This is a genomic window from Flavobacterium sp. KACC 22763 (genome assembly GCF_028736155.1).
Classification (GTDB): domain Bacteria; phylum Bacteroidota; class Bacteroidia; order Flavobacteriales; family Flavobacteriaceae; genus Flavobacterium.
Window position 1 is genome coordinate 1,603,699 of the sequence record NZ_CP117879.1, and the last position, 16,185, is coordinate 1,619,883.

Here is a 16,185-nt window from a genome sequence, read left to right on the forward strand (position 1 = left end):
GCAATTAAAATGTACTATGCACAACTGCTTCGAGAAACCATAACGGCAAACTATAAAATTAAAAAGAGGAGCTGGAGCTCCTCTCTCTCTATTTAATTCAAAACTAAAAACAAAAAAACAAAAACCTACAAAACACTAGTATCCAGCATTTTGTTTCAAATTTTTATTGATATCTATTTCATTCTGCTTAATTGGCAGAACATAATGTTTAGGATTGGTAAAAACACGTGTTGTAACCTCTTTAACGGTATTAGGTATTAATGTTAAATTACCATTTGAATGATCTACAGATCCTTCTAAAATTCCTTTTACTACACCTGGCATCACATCTTGTGCAATTTTCCAGCGTCTTGTGTCAATAAATCTTAATCCTTCAAAAGCTAATTCTACTCTTCGCTCTCTACGGATTAACTCACGCATTTTTGACTGATTATTATACACCGTTTTGTCCACATTAGGCATTCCGGCTCTGGTTCTAACTTTATTGATGGCATCATATACAGACTCATCAAGCTGATTCAACTCAATTTTAGCCTCTGCATAAGTCAGTAAAACCTCTGCATATCTAATTACCATTATGGCTCCACCAACATTGTCAATATCAGTACCGTAATCTGTTCCTCTATAATCGTCTAGATTAGAAATGTATTTTTTAAGATTATATCCTGTTTGCGATGTATTATCCATTACTAAATTGTAATCATCATCACCCTGATACGGATCAAAATAAGATCCCATATAGAAAGATCCTGGTCTAATGATACTCATGTCTAAACGTGGATCTCTTTTTTTGTAAGGTTGCAATGGATCATAGGTCGCATCTTCTTCTATTGTTTTTCCATTAATCGTTTCATAGGTATCAACAAGTGATTGCGTTGGTGCATAAGAACTCCATCCTCCTTGTGATTTAGGAGCATATACTATTGGATACCATTCAGAATTAAGATCTTTTAAAGACTGGCAATTAAGCAATGTTTCCTGATTATCATGATTCATTGGTCTAAAAAGCTCTTCAAAATTTGGAAATAAAGTATACGTAAAAGGAGCTGACATCAATAATGCAGAAGTTGTTGCTGCTCCAGCAAAATCGCCTTGAATAAGCTGAATTCTCGCCTTTAATCCCAGTGTAGCTCCTCTGGTAATACGCCCTATATCTGCACCTGAATAATTAACGGGAAGAAAAGATGCAATTGCATCCAGTTCTGACATAATAAATGCCACAACCTCTGCTTTTGGAGTTCTAGCAATTGTGTTTGACTCAGCAGGAGTTAATGCAGTTGTTACCAAAGGCACATCTCCATAATAATTTGTCATTTTATAATATTGATAAGCTCTCAAAAAACGAACTTCAGATTTCATTCTGTTTTTTAATTCTTCGTTCAAAGAAGATGCAGGTGTTTTATCAACATTACTAAGAAACCAGTTGCATCGCTGAATGGTTTTATAGCTCCAATAATTAGGAAACCACTCATCGCCTGGAGTTACTAATCCAGAGGCCATTGGTTCATATCCATCCCAGCCAAACTGATCAAAACCATTATCTGTAAAACAGTCGTCGCCAATAATAGCAGATCCAGTTTCCCAGCCAGCATAACACCCGTTTAAAGCTGCTGTAGCATCTGCTTTTGAAGACCATAATGAAGCATCACTATAAGCATCTTTTGGAGTTCTTTCCAAAAAATCATCCTGACAACCACCTAAACTTGAGATAGCAGCAAAAAATATAAAAAGAAGTATTTTCTTCATAACGTATTGTTTAAAAAGTCTTTAATTAAAAATTGACACTAAGTCCAATCGAATTTGTTACTACTTGTGGATAGCTATAAATACTAGCGTTCGAACCTACTTCTGGATCTATCCAAGAATAAAAATCGGTAAACGTTAGAATATTCTGTCCACTGTAATAAATCTTAGCATTTGCAATTCCAAGCTTTTTATTCAGACTTTCTGGAAAATTAAAAGCAACCATTAAAGATTTCAAACGTAGATAAGAAGCGTCTTTTACCCAAAAAGATGATGGCGTGCTTTCTGGATCATTTTGCTTGTACGAAGTCCAAAGTCTAGGGAAAGAAGCATCTGGATTATCAACTGTCCAGTTGTCTAAAAATGCTGTTGTCGGTTTAGAACTTGATCCTCCTATTTGTCCAATCATAGTTGATACGTTTGCTTTTACGCCAGCTGCTCCTTGAAAAAATGCAGAGACCTCAAACGCTTTGTAAGTTGCGCCAATATTAAAACCATATGTAGTTTTAGGGAAATAAGTTCCAAGATAGGTTCTGTCTGAGGCATCAATTTTACCATCATGATTAATATCTTCGTATTTCAAATCTCCAGGAGCTGTATTTGCATTTTGTTTTGCATGATTAGCAACTTCTTCACTTGTTCTGAAGATTCCCTCACATTTATAACCGTATAAAGAATTGATTGGGTATCCAACTTGCTGAAATGTTATACTTCCAGAACCGATTATCGGCCCTACTCCTTTTAAATCGGTAATTTCGTTGTTGATGTATGTAAGGTTTGCCCCAACATCAAGTTTAACATCATTGATTTTTGTACTGTATCTTCCTGAAAATTCCCATCCTTTATTAGATACTGAACCAGCATTTACAATCGGAGCCTTTAAACCATATACTTCTCCAACCGGCAAAGTCATTAAGATATCATCTGTATCTTTAGTAAAATAATCAACTGTAAATGACAAACTGTTGTTTAGTACCGAAATATCAAGTCCAAAATCTGTAGCCGTAGTAGTTTCCCATTTAGCATCGCTATTGGCACCACTATTAGGAGCAATACCTGGAGCCAAAGACTGATTGAAAGAGTAATCCTCTCCAGATTCAATAGTTGCATAAGTAGGGTAAGTCGTAGCTACTCCGTTAACCGTTGTTTGCTGATTTCCTAGTTTACCCCATGATGCTCTAAATTTTAATGAATTAATTACATCTTTAACAGGCTCAAAAAACTGTTCATTAGAAATATTCCAACCTGCAGAGAACGAAGGGAATGACGCCCATCTATTGTCTCCTTTAAAACGAGAAGAACCATCATACCTGAAATTTGCTTCAAACAAATAACGATCATTATAATTGTAATTAAATCTCCCAAAATAGCCTTGTAAAGCCCAATCATTAGAATAACCTTCTGATTTTTGTCCAGTTGAAGGACCTGCATTTATTTCTGTAAGTTCGTTATTTAAAAAATCTTGTCTGTAGGCAGAAACATATTCATAAAGACTATATTCTTTCGTAGCTCCACCTAGAAATGTCAAATGATGATTTTCTCCCAAATCTAATTTATAGTCTAGTAAAGCCTGTAAATTGTAATAGGTATTTTTATCCCAAACTTGGTACAATTGGTTAGGTCCTTGAGTTTTTGTTGCCGCACCAGTTGTCTGACTAAAATACTCGATTTTTTCCATAAACTGTTTTCTTTGGCTTGACGTACCACGATATTGCACTGCTGGTCTGAAATGCAAGTTTTTTACAAGTTCCCAATCGGCACCAATATTTGCTGTAAGGGTATTGGCTATAGTTTTATTCTCAGAACCTGAATCTAGCCAAGCCATAGGGTTTCCATCTCCAACATAACCATACTGACCATTTGGATATTGATTAACCACTGTATTTGAGATGCGATTAAGAAGCTTTAACATAGAACTAAAGCTAGGCGCATAAGAACTTATTGGCTCCTGTGTAGGCATATATTGATAGGCAATATTACCATTGACACTTAACTTTTCGCTCACTTTTGAATTGATGTTGAATCTGCTTGAATATTTTTGGTTTCGTAAACCATCAACATTACCATTCTGATCAAAATACCCTAGAGAAAAAGAATATTGTGAGTTGCCATCGCCTCCGCTTACTCTAAGATAATGATTGGTCTGTAAGGCCGCACGTTTATAAAACGCCCCCAACCAATCTGTATCAGGGTAATTATAGGGATCGCTTCCGTCTTTTAATTTCTGAATTTTATCTGCACTCCACGGCAAATTGTCTGCAGAAGTTCCTTCATTCAGCTTTGCCTGATTAAACATTGATGCTTGCTGCCAAGCAGGTAAATAACTTGGCAATGGCCCAAGATGCTGAATTCCTGTATTGGATTCAAAATGCACCTGAACTCCTCCTTTTTTTCCTTTTTTAGTAGTAACCAAAATCACTCCGTTTGCTGCTCTTGAACCGTAAATAGCCGAAGAAGCCGCATCTTTTAAAACAGTTACATTTTCAACATCAGAAGGATTCACCTCACTCATTGAGGCTATTACCCCATCAACTACAACTAAAGGATTGCTATTATTTAAAGTACCAATACCACGAATTTTTATAGACGCGCCATCTTTTCCCGGCTGACCATTGGTCGTAGTAACGGTTACTCCTGACATTGTTCCCTGAAGACCTGTTGTCAAACTTGTAATAGGACGATCTTCAAGTGCTTTTTGGGTTACAGAAGCCTGTGCTCCGGTAAGTGTCTTTTTCTTTTGGGTTCCGTAAGCAACTTGCACTAAAACTTCTTCTAATTTTTGTTTTTGTGGAGTCAAAGTAACAGATAGAAACTCGCTAGATGCTTTTACCTCTTTGGTTTCCATACCGACATAAGAAATAACCAAAATACTATTTGATGACTGTACTGTAATAGAAAAGCTTCCATCTACATCAGTTTGTACAGAAGCCGTTCCATTTTTTTCCTTAACATTAGCTCCTGGAATAGGCATCCCTGCATCGTCAAGCACTTTACCTTTAATCTGCTTTTGCATTATTACTGTACTAGGGCTCTTCGTTTTCTCTGCATTAAGCGCAAAAGAAATTGTTTTTCCTTCAATAATCCATGTAATAGACTGATTTGCGAAAGTCTGCTGTAATACTTTCTCTATTGGAGCGTTGACTACGTTTAAAGAAATTGGTTTAAGATTTTTCAGAATCTCAACGTCATAGAAAAAAACATAATTCGTTTGATTTTTTATGACTGATAGTACTTTTTTAACTGCGACGTTTTTTCCTGAAAAAGTAACAGTCTGCGATGATACTGATGCTGAGACTTGTAAAGTCATGACAACAACCAGTATGGAGGCTAATTTCATAACTTTCCGGGTTTTTGATGAGAGCCAATGTTTCTTTGGCTTTGGTTTTGGTAATAATTTCATACTTTCGTAATGGTTTTGGTTAATACTAAATTCTCCTTGCTTGGTTTGTTTATCTATTTTCCATAACTGTTCCTTAATTTTGAGGAACAAGCCAGCGAATGCTACCAACATTAGCTGGCTTTTTTTATGAATCGTAAATAAATATTTTTAAAAAGGATTTATTCCTTTTGTTTAATCTGGCATCACTCTCAAAATCTTACCTTCAATTTTAAAATGAACTTTATTTTTTTCTAAAATTCGCAGTACTTGCGACAAATTAAGATCTCTTTGAATTTCTCCTTCAAATGATCTTGAAGGCACACCTTTCTCATACACTACTTCTACATCATACCAACGGCTCAATTGGCGCAAAACCTTCTGAAGATTTGCATTTTCAAAATAGAACAAACCGTTTTTCCACCCCATTACTTCTTCCGTGTTTATATTATCATTGACAGCAATTACCCCAGATTTAAGTTTTTGCGCCTGCTGTCCTGGTTTTAAAAGTATCTTTTTAGTGTTCTGAGTAATTAACACACTTCCTTCTAAAAGTGTTGTATTTATGGTTGCCTCATCTTCGTAAGCGTTTACATTAAAATGAGTTCCTAATACATTTACTTGCATATCGTTAACCAAAACCCTAAATGGTTTTGTTTTATCTTTGGCTACTTCAAAATAGACTTCTCCTGTTATTTTAACTTTTCGCTCGTTTGCAGCAAATGAAGTTGGAAATGTAATTGATGACGATGCATTAAGCCATACTTTTGTACCATCTGATAATTGCAGATGATATTGGTGAGCTCTTGGTGTAGTCATCGTATTGTAAACCACTTGTGCATTGTCATCTGCATTATATACAAGTCCTCCATTCTTTTTTGAAACAGTGGTATGGCTTTGATTCGCCAACAACCCGTTTCCAACACTGTCTAATACTATTTTAGAACCGTTGGAGAGAGTAAGTATAGCACCTGTTTTTCCTGGCGCCTTATCTTCGATCTTTTTTGATGCCAATTGTAAAGACTGTCTATCTTTATTTTGCGTAAAAAAATGTATTCCATATCCAACGGCAAATAAAAGACTAGCCGCAACTGCAATTTTTCGCCAATTGAATAAGCTAAAAACAAATGATTGCGAATCTTCTTCTTCTGGAGAAACATCCATTTTCTTTCTTAGCTCACTTACAAATTTATCCGTCGTTTCAGGACTTACTGGCGGAATTTCAATAGAATCATAATTTTCCCGAAGAATAGTATCAAACTCCTCCGAATATTCAGGATTGTCAAGCATAGCAAGTAAAGTTGCCTTTCCTTCAGATGAAATTTCACCTGAGACAAACTGCTCCATGAGTACTTTAAATTGTTCTTTTTGATACATACATACAAGTTTTTTGAAATGCCAAAACATGCCTTCAATTATAAAGACGAGGTTTGGTTGTTAAAGTGGCAATGAAAAATGAAAAAATTATGAAAAAAAATACGCGGTAAATAAAATTAACATCAATACATCGACATTATACTGTTGATGAAGGTGGTTTCTAAGGAAGTTTAATGACTGTAATAAATGCCAGCGCACAGTTCTCGTTGCAATACCAAGTTCCTTACTAATATAGTCTGTATCTCTACCTTCCATTCGGCTTAACAAGAAAACAGAACGTCTTGGTTCCTGCAAAAGTGCGGCACCTTCGTTTATAATTTCAACCAATTCTTTGAACTCATACTGTTCATCAGGCTTAAAAAATAACTCTTGCAATTTTTCCCCTTTAAGAGAATCTGTTTCAATTAATTTTTTTCGAATATGAGTAATAATCAGATTTCGGCTAATGATAAAAAGATAATTATCAAAGCTGTTTACTTCGGCTAATTTTTCACGTTTATTCCAAATTTGAAGAAAGACGTCTTGGGTTAATTCCTCAGCAACTGGATATGATTTTACAAAACTGAGCGCATGTTGTAATACCTTTTGCCAGTACTTTTCGACAAGTTCTGTATAAATCAATTCATTTCCAGCCGCTACTTTCGATAAAGCAACGGATTCATTTAGTAAAATCAATTGTGAGTGAATTTTCGCCACTGGGTAATTACTTTTTATAAAATACACAAACTCAAAAACAGTATTTGGACAACTGTTTTTTTTAAACATTTTAGCCTTGCAATAGTAGTTGTGTTTTTCTGCTTTAAAACAGCATAGTCACAATCTACCAAATTCAATTATTAACAACCAATCTCTTTATAGAAAATTATAATTCAATTTTATCTACATAAAATTTTAAATTTGATAAATATTATTATCATTTAGCGCCAAATGTATATATTAAGTTTTAATAAAAAAAAGAAAAACATAAAAAATGTGCTCGAACACATTTTTTTTCTATCACCTACAAAAAAGTAAACTGTTTTAGAAAATTGACGATTTGTCCTAATCATTTTAAATCTGCCTGAAAAATCTTAATGTAAAAATATTTCACGCAGATCTAGCAGATTGAGCAGACTAAATTAGATTTTTAATAAATGAGATTTCGATCCAATTTTCCGTAGAGACGCACTGCAGTGCGTCTAACGTATTGTGGATATGCGTTGTGTAGACGCACTGCGGTGCGTCTACACAGATTAAATCTGCGTGGAAAAATCTATACCCAAAAGTATTTCACGCAGATCTAGCAGATTGAGCAGATTAAATTAGATTTTTAATAAATGAGATTTCGTTCCAATTTTCCGTAGAGACGCACTGCAGTGCGTCTAACGTATTGTGGATATGCGTTGTGTAGACGCACTGCGGTGCGTCTCTACAGATTAAAAATAAATCTGTCTACATCTGCCAAAATCATTTTAAATCTGCGTGAAAAATCTAGACATAAAAATATTTCACGCAGAATTAGCAGATTAAATTAGATTTTAATTAAAACAAATCAGCTGTTTAATCTCGTTACTTTAAACGAGATCAAACAGCTGATTTACTTTAGAAAAAATGTTTTTTAATTTCCAGACACTGCTGTGATTTCAAGCACAACACTTGATTCTACTTTTGAAGAAGAAACTCTCAAACCCACATTCATTAAATAATCTCCTGTAAAAGGTTCTCCAGATTCTTGTAGCGTTTGCTTTGCTTCAGGCATTAAGTTGATTTCTTCCACTTTATACTTTTTATTGGCATCTAAACCTTGAAAACGAACCAAATTATATTGCGGATCATAAAGCGGATGAAGTGTATACGAAAATAAAACGGCTTTGTCTTTTGATTCGTCAACATACATTAAAACGGCACGACTGTCTTCATAAGGAGAAACAATTCTATACATATCGCCATGCCAGATTACAGAACTTAATCTTTTATAGTTAGCTACTGCATCTTGAGTATATTTTAGTTCTTTTTCTTTCAGTTCTTTTACATTAATGTCAAAACCTAATTTTCCCATCATGGCAACATCTGTTTTGAATTTAATAGACTGATTTCCCCAAGATGTTACGTGATTGCAAATTGCAAAAGCTGGAAAAAACTGTGAATACCCCCACTGAATAAATACTCTGTTGTAAGGATCAGTATTGTCACTAGCCCAAAACTCTGTAAAATATTTTAAGAAAGCATAATCTGTTCTTCCGCCACCGCCTGCACAAAGCATCATTGGCAAATGCGGATATTTAGTTTTAATTCTTTCTAAAACTTTATACAAACCTCTGGTGTATTCAATAAACAAATGCGATTGCTGATTTTTTAAATACGTAGAATACGCGTTGGTCATCATACGATTACAATCCCATTTAAAGAATGCTACACCGCCATTTGTCTGCATAATATCGTCAACCGTTTTAAACACAAAATCCTGCACTTTAGGATTTGATAAATCTAAAACCAATTGCGTACGATAGTAGCTTTCTGCTCTATTTGGCAATTTTAAAACCCAGTCTGGATGTTTTTCATACAATTCGCTTTTCGGATTTACCATTTCTGGTTCAATCCAGATTCCGAATTTAACTCCTGTTTTTTCAGCCTGCTGCATTAGAAAACCTAAACCATTTGGTAGTTTTGTTTTCGTTGCTTGCCAATCTCCTAAACCAGATTTGTCTCCGCTTCTCGGATATTTATTTCCAAACCATCCGTCGTCTAATAAAAACATATCAACACCCAATGTTTTAGAATCTTCAAACATTTCTGTTAATTTCTTTTCGTCGAAATTAAAAAAAGTAGTTTCCCAATTGTTCAATAAAGTCAAACGAGATTTATCCCCATCTTTTACGCCATAGTTTTTTGCCCAAGAATGCAAATTTCTACTTGCTTGTCCTTTTCCTTTGTTCGAAAAAGTATAAATAAAAGACGGCGTTGTAAATACTTCACCCGGCTGAAGACTATATTCTGAAGCAAACGGGTTAATTCCAGAACTGATTCTCAGTGATTTTTTATTATCCAATTCAAAAGTAAATTTAAAATTTCCCGACCAGGCAATAGTTCCTGCCACAAGCTCTCCAGTGTTCTCTTTTGCTTTGTCATTCAATGCCAAAAAGAAGACTGGCGTCTGGTACATATTGGTTCTTACACCTAATTTAGAATCGATTACTTTGGCACCGCTCGTTAATTCGCTTTCCTGCATTCTAACTTCTTTTGCCCAATCGCCATGAAATTGAGTCAACCAATATTTATCAGCATCAAAATGCAGCATAGACGAAGCATAGTTATACAACGTTACAGGTTTCTTCTCGCGATGCACAATCTCTGTCCATTGCTCAATAACATTTTCTTTGTAGAAAGACTTATAATGAAGCGTAACTTCTACAGGATAAACCGGATCTTTCATTTTTATGCTAGTTTCAGTCGTATTACCATCAATCTTTATGGTCTGATGACTTACATAAACCAGCTCCAAAGCAGGATTCCCATCATTATGCGTCATCCTGATAGCCGATTCAAACAAATTATCTGTTCCGTAAGTTGGATATGCCTGATGTCTTAGATTAAGCAATGGATTTCCGTCGTTTATAACAAATGTTCTTTCAGTTTCTTTAGAAAGCGCATTATATGCTGAAGCTTCCAATTTTGTCCCTAAATAAGACTGGTAAAGCAATCCGTTTTTTGCTACTTTTAAGATCAATGCCGTATTCTGGGTTTCTATAGCAATAGGATCATTTTGTGCATTAGTCTTCCAAAATAAAGTAGTCAGAACTAATAGGAATAGTACTTTTTTCATAAAAATTTAATTAACAATAGTGAATGTTCTTTTATGGAAGATTCTAAAAGAGGTCCATAACAATCTTTTCAGATTAGAATTCTATTTCTTTTGAAACTCCGTGCTTCACATTTATCAACAAAACCACGAGAAAAAAATCATTTAATTATACCAATAGAGGAGCATCGTTGGTACAATTCATAAAAAAAATGGCTTTGAGCTCTAATCAGTCCATTTTTAATTATGACGAAATGAAGTCCAAAAATAGCAAAATATAATTAAATCCAATTTTTTGCCTTTTGATTTTCTTTTCTAAAGCATGGAAAGTTTTTTTTCAAAATGGACTTTTGACAAAAATTTGATCCGTTTTTATCGATTCTGATATTTTATTACCTAAAAATCACTCCGAATCGTAAAACACGAATAAATATAAACAAGTTTACTCTTACATATTAGCTTAAAAACATTGACTGGTATGGTTAATAGAAGAAAAACGTTCAAAAAGCCTAAAATTATTTAGCAAAAAAAAATCTGATACTATATTATCCACTTTTAAAAATAAAAACACATTTTTCTGCAATTCAAATTTGCAATCAATTTTTGAAAAACGGGCTTACGGACATAAAATTTAAATAAAATCTATTGCAAAAACCAAGAAAAACCTTATTTATAAGCTCAAATGGATCAAATTTGAGTTTTATGCATATATTATCCACTTTATTTTTAATATTATATTAAACAAGTCCTGTTTTTTACACATATCGCAAAAAACTGGTAGGTACTGGTATGTGTCAGCTTAGAAACATTTATACATTTGGATTTCACATTTATCTCTTTTTTCATGAACAATATGCAGGAGCTCAAGGCATTTTGTTTTTCCAAATGAAAAAGAAAAAAACGAACCACGAGAGAATAAATTACTAACTGACAAAAACCATTAAGAAACATGACCAAACAAAAACCAACAAAAGATTGGCTTTCTTCTGAGACATGGAAGATTACCAAACTAACATCGGGAGCCTTACTGGCGCTTACTTTACAAACTTCTTTTGCTGCAGAGTTAGGAGAGAATAAAATCTCCAACAAACTGACTACTAATCTGGCTCTGACAAATAGCAAAAGCACATCGTTTGCAGTAGAAAAACTAATAAAAGGTAAAGTAACTGGCCCACAAGGAGAACCACTTCCTGGTGTAAATATTCTTGTAAAAGGAACAAAAATTACAGCTACTACAGACTTTGATGGTAATTTTACTATTGAAGTTCCAGATTCCAATAGCATTCTTGTTTTTTCTTACACTGGATTTTTAACAAAAGAAGTTCGTGCAGACGATGCGGCAAGCATTCAGCTTGAAGAACAAAATCAAACCTTAAACGAAGTTGTTGTCGTAGGATACGGAACACAGAAAAAAGCTTCTACAACGGGAGCAATTGCATCGATTAAAGGAGGTGTTTTGACTCAAAATGCGTCTGCAAACGTATCAAACGGAATTGCCGGACGTATGTCTGGAGTAATCGCTAGTAACCGTTCTGGAAGGCCGGGTGATGATAGCTCTACTCTTTTAATTAGAGGGTTCAACTCTTTTGGCGGAGGAACAAGTCCGCTTGTAGTTGTGGATGGTATTCCTGACCGTGACTTAAACAGGATCAATCCTGATGATATCGAATCTGTAACGGTTTTAAAAGATGCATCGGCGGCAATTTACGGAGTTCGTTCTGCAAATGGGGTTATTCTGGTAACTACCAAAAGAGGAAAAGTAGGTGCGCCAACTATTAAAGTTGATGGATCTTATGGTGTTCAGCAGTTAACTAGAATGAGCGAAAGAGTTAATTCTTGGGAATACATGACGTATTACAATGAACTTAATGCTCATAAAGGAACATCGCTTCCTTACACTCAGGCAGAAATTGATAAATACAAAGCAGGAAACGATCCTAACTATACCAGCACAGACTGGATGAAACAAGTCTATAGAAAAGATGCCCCGCAAGCCAACCTTTCGCTTTCTGTAAATGGAGGTAATGAACAAGTAAAATATTTCTTTTCTGGCCAATATTTAAATCAGGAAAGTAACCTTAGATATAGTGACGAGAGATACAGACAGTTCAATTTGAGATCAAATATTGATGTTAATATTACTTCAAATTTTAAGGTAAACTTAGATATTGCTACGCGTAAAGAAGACAGAAATTATCCAGCAGTAAGCATTGGAAGTATTATGCATGAGACCGTTAGTATGTATCCTTTTATTCCTGCATACTGGAAAAACGGTTATCCATCATCGGGAATTACAAATGGTAGAAACCCAATTTTAATGTCTTCACCAGCGGCAGGTTATGATAAAGTGGTAAACTTAATTGTAAACCCAAAAATCGGTTTTGAGCTAAAATTACCAAGAATAACTGAAGGATTATCTCTTAGCGGATATGCAGCATTTGATTATAATGTGCGTAGTGAAAAGAAATTCACAAAACCTTGGGATGCTTATTCTTATGACAAAACAAACGACAGCTATAATAACGTAAAAAACAGCACTAGCATCACAAGTGTAATGCAAGAAGAACGAATTGCCAATCAAAATACCTATTTCGCAAAACTTGCTTACGATCGTAAATTCGACAAACACTCTGTAAACGCTTTTGTAGGATATGAGCAGACTACAATGGACAAAACGCAAACGTATGCTTATAGAAGAGATTTATTGAGTGATCAATTGGATCAGATTTTTACTGGAAGCACTAAAGGGCAAAATGCTACAGGCGGAGCTTATCAAGACGGACGCGAAAGTTTCCTTGGAAGAGTGGCTTACAATTTTGATGATAAATATTTTGCAGAAGTTACTGCTCGTTACAACGGATCATTCAACTTCCCATCTTCAACTCGTTGGGGTATGTTCCCTGCTATAAGTGCAGGTTGGAAAATCTCTGAAGAACCTTTCTTCAAAAACAATATTAAAGGATTTGATTTACTAAAAATAAGAGCTTCTTGGGGAAGAATGGGTAACGACGATTTGAGAGAAACTATTAATGGAGTGGATTATCTTAATCAATATCTTTTCTTAACTAGATATCAGTTAACAACAGATCAGCAGCTTTACAGCTATTTTGGATCAGACTATACATTAAACAACAGTATCTATCTTTCTTCTACTCCGAATCCAAACATTACTTGGGAAATCCAAGACTCTAAAAACATTGGTTTTGATTTTGGATTCTTCGGAAATAAATTAACAGCAACTTTTGATTATTTCAGTAATAAAAGATCTGACATCTTAGCAGCAAGAAATGCGTCTGTGCCTTTGTACACAGGATTATCGCTTCCAAAAGAAAATATCGGAAAAACGGTAAACAGAGGAACTGACTGGTCTATTAATTATGCTGATCGTATCAATAGTTTTAAATATAGTGTTGGTTTTAATTTTACTTATGCACAAAGTGAAGTATTGTTTCGCGATGAAGCGGCAAACATTCCAGCTTGGCAAAAATCAACTGGAAGAGCTATCGATTCTTGGTTAGTATACCAAACAAACGGAATTTATCGTACTCAAGCAGAAGTAGACAATTCACCTCATTTTGAAGGAGCGAAACCTGGCGATCTTTGGGTAAAAGACACTGACGGTGATGGAAACATTACTTCTAATGATAAAGTGAGAATTCCTGAATCTGCAACTCCAAAAATTGCTTATGGTATTCCGATTAGAGCTGAATACAAAGGTTTTTCTGTAGACATGCTTTGGACTGGTCAGGCAAAAGCAAAACAAGTAATCTTGCCGCAAGCGCAAGGCGCTATTGTAGCACCCCCAAGATGGTTATACGATGACAGATATACAGCAGATAATCCAAATTCTAAATACCCTGTTGCCTTCAATGATTCTGATCCTAGAAACAATATTGAAGCGGACTTTTGGCTAAAAGATGCCTCTTTCTTTAGACTAAAATCTTTAGAGGTTTCATATACATTACCTGAAAAAGTACTGTCTAGATTCGGAATACTAAATACAAGATTTTATGCGGGAGGAACAAATTTGTTCTCTATCGACCACATGAAACAGTACAATTTAGATCCTGAAACAAACAATAAAACAGGTGTAATTTATCCACAAACCCGTATTTACAGAATCGGTGTAAGCATTGAATTATAACAAGGTAAAAGATCAAGACATGAAAAATAAAATCAATAAACTAATAAATATAAAAAAGAAGGCACTTATATTAGCTTCTCTTTTTATTGCTGTTGCTGCTGTAACGTCCTGTAGCGAAGATCCTCTAGATAAAGTTCCTTTGGATTCTTATACAGATGAAAATGTGTGGAATGACTTAAAACTTACAGAAGCTTTCGCTAATAATCTTTATACGGTATTGCCAAGCACTCAGCACAACTGGAATGATAGAACAAACAGAAGCTGGATCTTATCTACGGCCTGCGACGAAGCTTTTAATAATTTTAACGATTACGATGTGTGGAATCTTAATTCTGGTGCTCTTACACCAGACAACGCAGGAGATTTCAATACTTGGAAGCCTACTTATGCTACAATCCAAAACTGTAATATCTTTTTGTCCCGAATTGATAACGTGCCTGGAGACGACGCTTGGAGAAACAGATTAAAAGGCGAAGTGCTTTTCTTAAGAGCGTATGCATACTTTAAATTAATTAGCGATTACGGAGGAGTTCCGCTTGTTACTAAACCTTTTGAATTAAATAGTGACTTTAAAGTAGACCGCAGTTCTTATGACCAATGCGTTGATTTTATTGTGGGTGAATTAGACAAAGCGGCCGAATTGCTTCCTTTAACACCTAAAGATTTTGGAAGAGTTACAAAAGGTGCTGCTCTTGCTATAAAATCTAGAACATTGCTTTATGCAGCAAGTCCGCAATGGAATCCATCTAATGATTTGACAAAATGGAAAAAAGCATCAGACGCAGCAAAAGCGGTTATGGATTTAAATATGTACTCGCTTTACGACAAAAAATATGAAGACCTTTTTACTACAAACAATTCAGAAGTTATCTTCTCTCGTTTGTCTAGTAAAGACCCTCAATGGAGTGCTTTTAATGGTGTAGAAATGTTTAATTCGCCAAGCGGTTTTCACGGATGGGCAAATTTTGCTCCAAGCCAAAGTCATATTGATGCTTACGGAACAGCTGACGGAAAAGACATTACAGATCCAACATCTGGTTATGATCCTCAGAAACCTTATGTGAACAGAGATCCACGTTTTTATAAAAATATTGTTTATGATGGACGCGCTTACGGAAAACCTGAATTCTTTCAAGATCGTTACGATGCAGGAAGTTCAAATAAAGCTGAATTCTACGAAGGAGGTTTAGATTCTCCTCAAGGATGGGATACTTGGAACGCTAGTAAAACGCGTTATACTTTCCGTAAATATTGCGATACAACGTACAATTACAATAATGAAACGCAGACTAATAAAGCTTGGATTATTTCTCGTTTAGGAGAAATCTATTTGAACTATGCTGAATCGGAATTTAAATTGGGGCATGAAGGAACTGCTATTCAATATTTAAATTTATTAAGACAACGCGCAGGAATTACAAATCCTTTGACAGGTTTAACTGGAACAGCTTTAGAGAATAAAATTCGCAACGAAAGACAAGTTGAATTATGTCTTGAAGGTTTCCGCTACTACGATGTGCGTCGTTGGAAAATAGCCGAAGAAACTGAAAATAAACCTTTAATGGGAGTAATTATTACCAAAAACAATGACGGTTCTAAAACTTACACCTATTCTAAAGTTCAGGAAAGGATTTTCAAACCACAACACTATCTGCTCCCTATTCCGAGAGACGAGATTAATAGAACAGGTTTACCCCAGAACCCAGGTTATAATTAACTATAACCAATTAAGCAAACCCATCTAAGGGCGATGGGTTTGCTTTTAAA

At 35.0% G+C, this 16,185-nt stretch carries 7 protein-coding genes; 2 read left to right on the forward strand and 5 right to left on the reverse strand.

What is annotated here, in order from left to right:
• Positions 1 to 135: 135 nt before the first annotated feature.
• The 5 genes from PQ463_RS07000 to PQ463_RS07020 all read right to left on the reverse strand — a co-directional run bounded on the left by PQ463_RS07000 (position 136) and on the right by PQ463_RS07020 (position 10,298).
• The gene (locus PQ463_RS07000; RefSeq protein ID WP_274256950.1) at positions 136 to 1,746 is read right to left on the reverse strand and encodes a RagB/SusD family nutrient uptake outer membrane protein; all 1,611 of its coding nucleotides are present in this window, start codon (positions 1,744 to 1,746) and stop codon (positions 136 to 138) included.
• A gap of 25 nt (positions 1,747 to 1,771) precedes the next feature.
• The gene (locus PQ463_RS07005; RefSeq protein ID WP_274256951.1) at positions 1,772 to 5,080 is read right to left on the reverse strand and encodes a TonB-dependent receptor; all 3,309 of its coding nucleotides are present in this window, start codon (positions 5,078 to 5,080) and stop codon (positions 1,772 to 1,774) included.
• A gap of 234 nt (positions 5,081 to 5,314) precedes the next feature.
• Positions 5,315 to 6,496 (reverse strand): FecR family protein, encoded by a 1,182-nt coding sequence (locus PQ463_RS07010; protein WP_274256952.1) that lies wholly within the window; start codon positions 6,494 to 6,496, stop codon positions 5,315 to 5,317.
• A gap of 87 nt (positions 6,497 to 6,583) precedes the next feature.
• Positions 6,584 to 7,261, reverse strand: a complete 678-nt coding sequence (locus PQ463_RS07015) for an RNA polymerase sigma factor (RefSeq protein WP_274256953.1) — start codon at positions 7,259 to 7,261, stop codon at positions 6,584 to 6,586.
• Between the two features lie 832 nt (positions 7,262 to 8,093).
• Complete coding sequence (locus tag PQ463_RS07020; RefSeq protein ID WP_274256954.1) at positions 8,094 to 10,298, reverse strand: alpha-galactosidase; 2,205 nt, start codon at positions 10,296 to 10,298, stop codon at positions 8,094 to 8,096.
• A 925-nt stretch (positions 10,299 to 11,223) separates the two neighbouring features.
• Here PQ463_RS07020 and PQ463_RS07025 point away from each other — a divergent pair.
• The gene (locus PQ463_RS07025) at positions 11,224 to 14,418 is read left to right on the forward strand and encodes a SusC/RagA family TonB-linked outer membrane protein (protein WP_274256955.1); all 3,195 of its coding nucleotides are present in this window, start codon (positions 11,224 to 11,226) and stop codon (positions 14,416 to 14,418) included.
• A gap of 19 nt (positions 14,419 to 14,437) precedes the next feature.
• Positions 14,438 to 16,135 (forward strand): RagB/SusD family nutrient uptake outer membrane protein, encoded by a 1,698-nt coding sequence (locus PQ463_RS07030; protein WP_274256956.1) that lies wholly within the window; start codon positions 14,438 to 14,440, stop codon positions 16,133 to 16,135.
• The last annotated feature ends 50 nt before the right edge of the window (positions 16,136 to 16,185 follow it).